The organism is Psittacicella hinzii (genome assembly GCF_003585885.1).
Taxonomy (GTDB): Bacteria; Pseudomonadota; Gammaproteobacteria; order Enterobacterales; family Psittacicellaceae; genus Psittacicella.
The window spans coordinates 1-7,502 of the sequence record NZ_NRHC01000099.1 but is presented as its reverse complement, the minus strand read 5'-3'; the positions used below and the strand labels follow the sequence as shown (position 1 = coordinate 7,502).

Here is a 7,502-nt window from a genome sequence, read left to right as displayed (position 1 = left end):
AGAAGGGCAGTCTGCCCTGCTAGAAATCGACGTAACCTAATGTTATTTAGTAATTTATTTAGGAGAAAATGATCAATTTCGGGAATCCCTATTTATTTGTCTTTCCACAGCAAAAATTGCTCTCTTTTTCCAAAATTCACATAATTCTAGTGTGTGAATTACCATTTTCTGTCAAAAAAATATTATTTTTTGAGCAAAAAAGTGGTCATTTGACAACTTTTTATAATAAATTTTTATTTTTTCACAAAGCGAAAAGTGCTATTTTTATCTAAAAGATTTAATTTTCAATAGTTTAAGTTGATAAACGGTAAATTTACAAATATTTACTTATAATATAAAAAAATTATATAATTATTTATGTATCAAGAGGAAATAAAAACCCCTAATATTTTTACTTCTTCTTGGTATACAGTACTATATAGGGTAGAAGTGTGCATAGTATGCAAATACAATGTACGCTATGTAATAACTTTTACTACCGGATTCTTATACTCCTCCAAAAAGATCCGGTAGTAAATTTTATATTCTCAAAAAAGTAACTTAAGTAACAAACCTTATCCTTAATAGTATTTCTCTTTTTTATATCAATGTAATCCAATATATTCATTTCTTTCAAAGAACTGAACTATTAGAAATTCTTTAAATACATTTCTTTAACTCTGTTGTTAGAGGCAACTTTAACAACAGTGTTAAAGAAATGGACGCTACTTTGGCGAGTTAACTATGTAGATGATATAGGCAATTGCCTTGCTTTGCTGTTGCGCAAAGCCTACACTGCAATCTAGCCTGTCTAGACTAGCTATACTAAAGAAGCTAGCTAAAAGCTAGATTATAAAGAAGCTAGACTAAATAAGCTAACCTAAACCATCTTCATACTTAACTGCGGCATAAAATTCAAAATAACAATTACTTTACTCTGTTGTCAGCTCATACTAATCATAAATAGAGTGCAAATTTACTTTAATTATTTTCCAAAATTTCCTGACAACAGTGTGAAGTAATTGTTATACCTTATTAAAGCCTAGAGTATTTTGACCCCTAAGAAATAAGATATTCTAGGTACTTTCTTCTGAGCTACCTTAAGCGCCAAATTATGGTTAGCCAGAAGTCTCCAATAACAAGTGAATAAAAACTTGGGGTTTTTATTTATTTTCGCCCCTTTTCATAATTGGTAGATACAAGAGTATAACTTTTTATCTATCTTCCTTTGATTTCTAAAGGCTTCTCTTCTTGGTAGAGAAGCCTTTGTTTATTGTTCTTTCTTAAATCCCCCCTTAAGTACAGCTAACAAAATACAGCTAACAACAATCATTTTTAACTCACCTCTTAAATTTTTAAATCAGCAATTAATTTGGTTTTAATTCACTCTTAACTAACTCTAAAATTACTCTTAAATCACTTTTAATTTAATAAAAAAACCAATTAAATTAAAAAATAAATGAGTAATTAATCACTTAAATAAGCTAATTCCCGCACACTAATGTGCGGGAATTGCAATTATTTATTATCTGCAAAATCCTTTAAGTTTTTAGGCAGTTCTGGGAAAAAACTCACTTTTTGTAAAAATTACATAAAAATTAAAATGAGTAAATACTCACTTATCTATTTACAAAAATATTTTCACCCCCTATAATGACACTGTAAACAAAAAAGAAAAACAACTTTTTAAACAACAACTAATAAACAACATAAGCATTCTAACTTACTAAGTTTTTAGTTAGGATCTTAACTTTAGTTCAGATTAGAAATAGAGTTGGATCTAACTAATAACTTGCTTTAGTAAGTCATACACTTAAACACGAACAAAAACAACAATTTACTAAATAACACAATTAAACAACACTAAAAACAACATATTAGGAAACTTTTATGAAAACTTCAATCAAATCTTTATTAACAGCATTAGTTCTTTCAACTTCATTATTTATGGGTTCTGCATACGCAGCTAATGTTGACGCAACATCAAGTGATCGTGCTCCGGTAGTAGTGAATAACAAATTTGTTAAACCTGCTATCAAAACTGCTACTATCAACGAGGGAGATGCAGTAATTACTGGTAACTCTTTCGGTGAATCTGGTAAAGTATCTTCTGTATACATTACCACTAACGAAAACGCAAACCCTGTTACTTTCTATCAAGTGAACGGTGTTTCTGTTTATACCTCAATTGACTTAACTGCGAAACAAATTAACGAAATTTTATCTAAGTTAGACATTGATGGTCAAGTCTACAGCTCACAAGTTCGTAGACAAGTAAACCAGGCTTTATTTAACCAAACTGGTTTAGAACGTCATAACGACTTTAGGGTAAACTAATAGTCGCTCTTTGACTCGCTAATAATCAATAACGCATAACATTATCTTTTTTATACATTATCTTAAATTAATCTCATAGCTCAAAATCGTTAAGCTTGGGTAAGGGGGGAATTTGCCATTGGCACTTTACCCAAGCTTTTTTACTTTTTGCTTTACTCTCACTATTATTCTAGGTTTTTGTCAAACAACAGTAATTAACAACTGTAATGTTAAACAACTGTAGTTAAACAGTAATTAAACAACGATATTATCAGAACAACCAGAATAATTTATATCTCTGCACTTGATACTTAAGCAATCTCGCAAATGCAACAATATCTCCATTGTGTTTAACTATCTCTTAATCCCTTTTGTTAAACCGCTGTTTTGTTAAACCATTGTTGTCTTGCAAATCCTATTAAATTTTTGCTAATGCTTAGTTCTGCAAGCAAACAGATGAACTAACTATTAGCAAGAATTTAATACTAACTACTATCTGCCAGTATAGTTATTAAATCTTGTTTCATACATTGATATAAATTAAAGAAAAAGAGAGTGATAAAAGCAATCTTAAGATTACTTTTTTCATACAAAATAGTACAGGCAAGTAGTAGGTATCCACCTACTACTTTTTTATTAGCTAATTTTTGCTTAGACGTTTTGCTTAGACGTTTTGCTTAGACGTCTTGCTTAGCCGTCTTGCTTAGCCGTCTTGCTTAGCTAATTAATCGTTTTAACTAACCAATCTTTTTTCTTTAAGTTAGCTAGTCTTTCTATTTTGAATTAACCAATCTTTTGAAGCAACCAATCACAAGACTAGAGGTCAAAATAACATCTAGAGGTCAAAGTCAAAGCTACCATAAGCTTACAACCACTCACCATGACCATGATTCTTGCATTTTGCTGTTTACCAAATTGGTATATGCCAGCAAGTAGTGTACCATCAGCGTTATTTAGTAAACAGCAAAATGGAAGGATCACGATCTTTCTAATTTGATTTGAAGTTTTGTAACCTCTATAGCTTTATAGGGGTTATTTTACATTTTTATCTAAATATGTTATTATGGAAGTATAGATAAAAAACTTTAAATTAATTAAGATCTCCTCCTTAAATAACAAAGGGTTGGATTTTGTTAGCTGAGCCTATTTATTAAACTTTTTAAGTTAAAATGTTAGGTTAATTTAAGCTAACCTTTATCTATTCTTTACTTGTAAGAATAAAAAACGACACTTCAAGCTACAGCTCTTTACTTCCTTTTTACTAAGAGTAAAGTACTAAGGGTAGAGTACTGAGAGTAAAGCTAAATTAGAATTTAAAACCAAAACAACACACTTTTTACAAACAACAACTACAAACAATCCCCAATGGTAGAGGTTCATATGAATAAATACCTAAAACTTTTTCTAACTTCTCTTTTTGCATTTACGCTTGTTAGCCCACAATTAGCTTTAGCTAATAGTTACCCGTCAGTGGTAGAAATTGCTCAAGCTGGTGGTAACGTAGTTAACAGCCAAATGCTTAGTGTGAACGGTAACGTGTTAGTCGCTAAACTTTACCAAAATAACACAGTGGTAATTACTTCTCGTACTTCACAAGTAATTGCACAAAAAGTTAATATTGGTAACTATGTGGTTTACGCAAGTGCTGAAGTTACACGTGCAAATATGGAAGCTCTAGTAAACAAATTCAAATAATATAGTTTTAAATAGTTTTGTAAATTTATAGTTTTATACTCCCAAATTATTTCTGTTTGATTAGATCTTAGCTCTGGTGCTTTTGCAACCAGAGCTTTTTGCTTATCTGAAAAAAATTTCTTTCACCTCTCCCTCAAATGTACAGCAACCGCCGATAACCCCACAAGCTAATACAATGAAGTTATCCCAAATGTTTTTGAGGTTACACATATAACCCCACTAGTAAATCCAAAGTACTCATGGGGTGCTCCCAAAATGTGCTACAAAACATAACCCCACAAACAAATCCAAAGGGAAGAACGAAATAATTTTGAGTTGTCCCACCAGCTAAATATGCCACAACCCATATAACTATACAAAATAACCCCTTAAGATAACCCCACAAGCGCATTAAAAATAATTTTTGCAACAATATCTGCTACTTTTAGTTATTTAAGTGCACTTTAAGCTCTTCTACAGCACTGTGAGCTCTAGCCCAAAACTCTCCGATAATTACAAACTTATTTGTCATTCCCCTAGATCACGTCCCAAATTTTTTTCTAAAAAATTAAAATTACCCCCTTGCAAATTAATTTTTTTCTTGCTAAGATAAAATTAATCTCATAATTAATTACTTCAAATATTAACTTTTTTGCTTGAAGTTTTTAATTTCCCAACTAACTTTTTATAATTACAATTCAAAGATTTTAACTTTTAGGATTACTAATATGTATCAGCCTTCTTCAACTTTTTCTTTATTATTAGACTTAGCTCTCGCAAATTAACCATTTATGCCGCTTAGTCATGGAAAAATTTTAGGAAGAATGATACATATGACGCCCTCGCACAAATGTGCGAGGGCTTTTTTATGCAACAAAATTCTTCCACGTTACTTATGTTTGTTTTGTCTTGTCGTTAACGCGAGGCATTTGTCCTACTCTTAGCAGACTTTACTCTGATTTGGCTTTTTACTTTTACTGCAGCAAGAGAAGAGGACATTCTTGATTTAAAGATTGAAAGAACTTTTTCAATCTAACTTGTTTGATTTGTTTGATTTGATTTGAAATTAAATTACAAGTTCTAGCTACTTATCTAGCTACTTTAGCTAGCTAGCATTCTAGAGCTAGCTACTTTAGCTAGCGACAAAATGAGCTAATTTAATTTCCCACTTTAGCAGTTAAAGGCTCTTCTTCCTTTAACTATTGCATTCTTCGCATTTTGCTTTACTAAAAAATTTACTTATGTTTGATGGGAGTCACAATGAACGATAGCAATATTATTATTTTTGACACAACTCTCCGCGACGGAGAACAATCTCTTAAGGCAAGTCTTTCAGTTAAAGAGAAACTACAGATTGCTCTAGCGCTTGAAAGACTTGGCGTTGACATTATGGAAGTAGGTTTCCCAGTCTCTTCAGCTGGTGACTTTGAATCAGTGCAAACCATTGCTCGCCAAATAAAAAACGCCAGAGTTTGTGCTCTAGCTCGTGCAGTTGAAAAAGATATTGATGCTGCTTATCACGCTTTAAAAGACGCCGAAGCTTACCGTATTCATACTTTTATCGCTACTTCTGCTCTTCATGTTGAATCAAAACTAAGACGCTCTTTTGATCAAGTTGTGGATATGGCTATTGGTGCAGTTAAACATGCACGTAACTACACAGACGATGTTGAGTTCTCTTGTGAAGACGCTGGACGTACGGGTATAGATAACATCTGTCGCATTGTTGAAGCTGCAATTGACGCAGGGGCGCGTACTATTAACATTCCAGATACAGTTGGTTACACCTTACCATTTGAGTTTGCCAATATTATCGAGCAAGTTATGAACCGCGTACCAAATATTGACAAAGCTATCCTTTCAGTGCACTGTCACAATGACCTAGGGATGGCAACCGCTAACTCTCTAGCAGCTATTGCCAAAGGTGCGCGTCAAGTTGAATGTACAATTAACGGTATTGGTGAACGTGCTGGTAATACCGCTCTTGAAGAAGTGGTTATGGCGATAAAAACTCGTCAACAACTACTTGGAGTTGATACTCGTATTAACACCAAAGAGCTTCACCGTGTGAGTTCAATGGTAAGTCAACTTTGTAACATGCCAATCCAAGCAAACAAAGCCATAGTTGGCGCTAATGCCTTTGCTCACTCTTCAGGGATTCACCAAGATGGGATGCTTAAAAACAAAAATACCTACGAGATCCTTTCACCTGAAAGTATTGGTTTAAAACAAAAAAAACTAAACCTAACTGCCCGTTCTGGTCGTGCTGCCGTAAAAGGGCTAATGAGCGATATGGGTTATAGCGAAGAAGACTATGATCTTGACAAACTTTACCAAGCTTTCCTAAAACTTGCGGATAAAAAAGGTCAAGTATTTGACTATGATCTTGAAGCTCTAGCATTTATTGACATGCGTCAAGAAGAAGCTGAACCTCTACAACTTACCAAACTCTCAACTCATGCAACTAGTGACTTCCCAGCAACTGCTTTTGTTGAAGTTGAACTAGATGGAGAAAAACACAGTACAGCTTCTACTGGTGGTAATGGTCCTGTTGATGCCGTTTACAATGCTATCCTTTCTCTAGTTAACCTTGAAGTTACTATGCACGATTATAAAATTAGTGCCAAAGGTGAGGGAACTAAAGCTCTAGGACAAGTTGATATTGTTGTTGAACACCAAGGTCGTAAATACCATGGCGTAGGTCTAGCAACTGACATTATTGAAGCTTCAGCTCTTGCCCTAATCCACGCTATCAACGCTATCTTCCGTAGCCAAAAAGTTTCTCAAATGCGTCGTCAACCAAAATAATAGGTAAATCAAAATGCAAAATAATAAAGTAGCCGTTCTTGCCGGAGATGGCATAGGTCCAGAAGTAATGCAACAAGCGCTTAAAGTCCTACAAGCTGTTGAACGTAAATTTAACTTTAAGCTTGAATACCAAGAGTACGCAATTGGTGGCGCTGCCATAGACCAACATGGACAAGCTTTACCACCAGCAACTCTTGCTGGTTGTGAACAAGCACAAGCTATTCTCTTTGGTTCAGTTGGTGGACCTAAATGGGAAAAACTGCCTCCAGAGCAACAACCAGAACGTGCCTCTCTTCTTCCACTACGTAAACACTTTTCCCTCTTTGGTAATTTTAGACCAGCAAAACTTTACCAAGGACTGGAAGAGTTCACTCCTTTAAAAGCCCAAAAAGGTTTTGATCTTCTGGTAGTGAGAGAGTTAACCGGTGGTATTTACTTTGGACAACCAAAGGGAAGACAAGGTGAAGGTGCGCAAGAAATGGCATTTGATACCGAGGTTTACTATCGTTACGAAATTGAACGTATTGCTCACCTAGCTTTCCAAGCAGCCAAAGGACGTAAAGGTAAAGTTACCTCAATTGACAAGGCTAATGTCCTCGCGAGTTCAATGCTTTGGCGTGAAGTGGTTAATCAGGTTAGCCAAGAGTACCCTGAAGTACAACTTGAGCATATGTACATAGATAACGCTACTATGCAACTGATTAAACAACCTAAATTTTTAATAT

The 7,502-nt window shown here is 34.1% G+C and carries 4 protein-coding genes; all 4 read left to right on the top strand.

The window, feature by feature from the left end; all coding sequences use genetic code 11:
* Positions 1-1,869: 1,869 nt before the first annotated feature.
* A complete protein-coding gene (locus tag CKF54_RS06835; RefSeq protein WP_119525613.1) occupies positions 1,870-2,316 on the top strand; it encodes a hypothetical protein in 447 nt (148 codons plus the stop codon).
* Positions 2,317-3,675: 1,359 nt separating this feature from the next.
* A complete protein-coding gene (locus tag CKF54_RS06830; protein WP_119525612.1) occupies positions 3,676-3,990 on the top strand; it encodes a hypothetical protein in 315 nt (104 codons plus the stop codon).
* A gap of 1,239 nt (positions 3,991-5,229) precedes the next feature.
* Positions 5,230-6,777 carry a 2-isopropylmalate synthase gene (leuA, locus tag CKF54_RS06825; RefSeq protein WP_119525611.1) on the top strand — a complete coding sequence of 516 codons (1,548 nt, stop codon included), beginning with the start codon at positions 5,230-5,232 and terminating at the stop codon, positions 6,775-6,777.
* A gap of 13 nt (positions 6,778-6,790) precedes the next feature.
* Positions 6,791-7,502, top strand: a 712-nt coding sequence (leuB, locus tag CKF54_RS06820) for a 3-isopropylmalate dehydrogenase (RefSeq protein ID WP_119525610.1), incomplete at its 3' end; no start/stop codon positions are given.

Bases quoted from the DNA above. Each gene is read 5' to 3' on its own strand.
- CKF54_RS06835 (WP_119525613.1), top strand. From the start codon at position 1,870: ATGAAAACTTCAATCAAATCTTTATTAACAGCATTAGTTCTTTCAACT.
- CKF54_RS06830 (WP_119525612.1), top strand. From the start codon at position 3,676: ATGAATAAATACCTAAAACTTTTTCTAACTTCTCTTTTTGCATTTACG.
- leuA (WP_119525611.1), top strand. From the start codon at position 5,230: ATGAACGATAGCAATATTATTATTTTTGACACAACTCTCCGCGACGGA.